2 protein-coding genes are annotated in these 1,728 nt (G+C 44.4%); one reads left to right on the top strand and one right to left on the bottom strand.

The window, feature by feature from the left end; translation table 11 throughout:
* The coding region (locus LD39_RS20980; RefSeq protein WP_035553471.1) for a PTS transporter subunit EIIC at positions 1-672 on the bottom strand (672 nt) is incomplete at its 3' end.
* Positions 673-902: 230 nt separating this feature from the next.
* On the opposite strand from LD39_RS20980, the gene nagA reads away from it, so the two are divergent.
* Positions 903-1,728 (top strand): N-acetylglucosamine-6-phosphate deacetylase (nagA, locus tag LD39_RS20975; protein ID WP_052158989.1); only part of this gene is annotated, 826 nt, incomplete at its 3' end.

The following is a 1,728-nucleotide window of genomic DNA, read 5'->3' as shown; positions in this document are numbered from 1 at the left end:
AGCCATAAAGTATCCTGCTGTAGGGTCGCCGGCGAAGAAGCGTCCGATTTCTCCTGTCGCACCTTCATATTCCCCGAAGACGAACCAAATAAGTGTATTCAGAACGTGGTGTAAGCCGACTGGAATTAGGAGACGGTTCAAGAATCCGTACAAGCCGACACCTGTCGCACCTGCTCCAAGAATCCATTCTCCAAGAGCATTGATTCCTTCTTGAATCGGCGGCCATATAAATCCAAAAATTCCTGCAAGCAAGACCATGACAGCCCCGGTAACAATAGGAACAAATCGGCGTCCGCCAAAGAACCCTAACCATTCTGGGAGCTTAATGTTATAAAAACGGTTATACAAAAGACCTGCAATGACCCCTGCGAGTATTCCTCCTAAGACTGACATATTAATATCTTCATTCATCGCCTTAGCGCCTTCCGTCAGAACAAAATACCCGATGGCACCTGCCAGACCTGCGGCTCCATTTCCATCTTTAGCTAAACCGATCGCGACACCAATAGCAAATATGAGTGCAAGATTAGCAAATATCGCATTACCTGCGGCAGCAATAAATGGAATGCCTAGCAAGTCATCTTGTCCTAATCGGAGCAAGAGAGCGGCTGCAGGCAGCGCAGCAACAGGTAGCATGAAGGCTTTACCGATTCGCTGGATAAAGTTAAACATATTCGTACCCCTTCCTTAAGTGTAAGTATTTGTATCTGTTAACGCTTCCAACAAAAATGTACCATATAAATTTATAGTTGTCTATACCATTTTATCGTTATAAAATGATGAATGAATCTTTAAATTGGGCGTTTTAATATACTCCATCATATATTAAAAGTTAGTGGTATAGACAACTTATAATCATCCTGATATGCTAATAACAAATAGACGGAAAATAGGTGATCGAGATGCGAAAGTTATTGACTGGTGGAACAGTCGTTACGGAAACGGGAGTCATTGAGAACGGTTTTATCCTCCTGGAGGATGGGCGTATCGCTGACTATGGTCCAAAGGAAAGGTTGGCCAAAGATGTAGATGAAGTTAATGAACTCCATGACACGGACATCATCATGCCCGGATTTATAGATATTCATATTCATGGGGCAGCGGGTTACGACACGATGGATGCAACGGAGGAAGCATTAAAAGTGATAGCAGAAACATTGCCGAAAGAAGGGACGACCAGTTTCCTTGCAACCACGATTACCGATACAGCTGAAAATATTAGTTCAGCTTTAAAAAATGCAGCCGCGTTCAGCAAGACGTCTTATGAAGGAGCTGAAATGCTCGGTGTTCATTTAGAAGGTCCTTTCATCAGTCCGAAACACGCAGGTGCTCAGCCGAACTCCTCTATCATTCCTTCATCTGTGGGGCTTTTCAAAAAGTGGCAGGAGTCCGCAGCGGGATTAATCCGGATTGTAACGATGGCACCTGAAGAAGAAAACGGAATGGAACTGGTTCAGTACTTGCATGAGAACAATGTGATTCCTTCCATCGGTCATAGTCATGCGACTTTTGGTGAGGTAAACAAAGCGGCAGATCATGGACTTAAACACGCGACGCACTTGTTCAACGCTATGAGACCAATGCACCACCGAGAACCGGGAGTGGTTGGAGCTGTATTTTTACACCCAACCATGTTAGCTGAAATTATCTTTGACCGCATCCATGTTTCTAATGAGATGGTTCGGCTGGCTTATCGAACGCTAGGAAGCGACCGGATGATGCTGATTA

The organism is Halobacillus sp. BBL2006 (assembly GCF_000786645.1).
GTDB lineage: Bacteria > Bacillota > Bacilli > Bacillales > Halobacillaceae > Halobacillus.
This window is presented reverse-complemented; position numbering and strand designations above follow the sequence as displayed.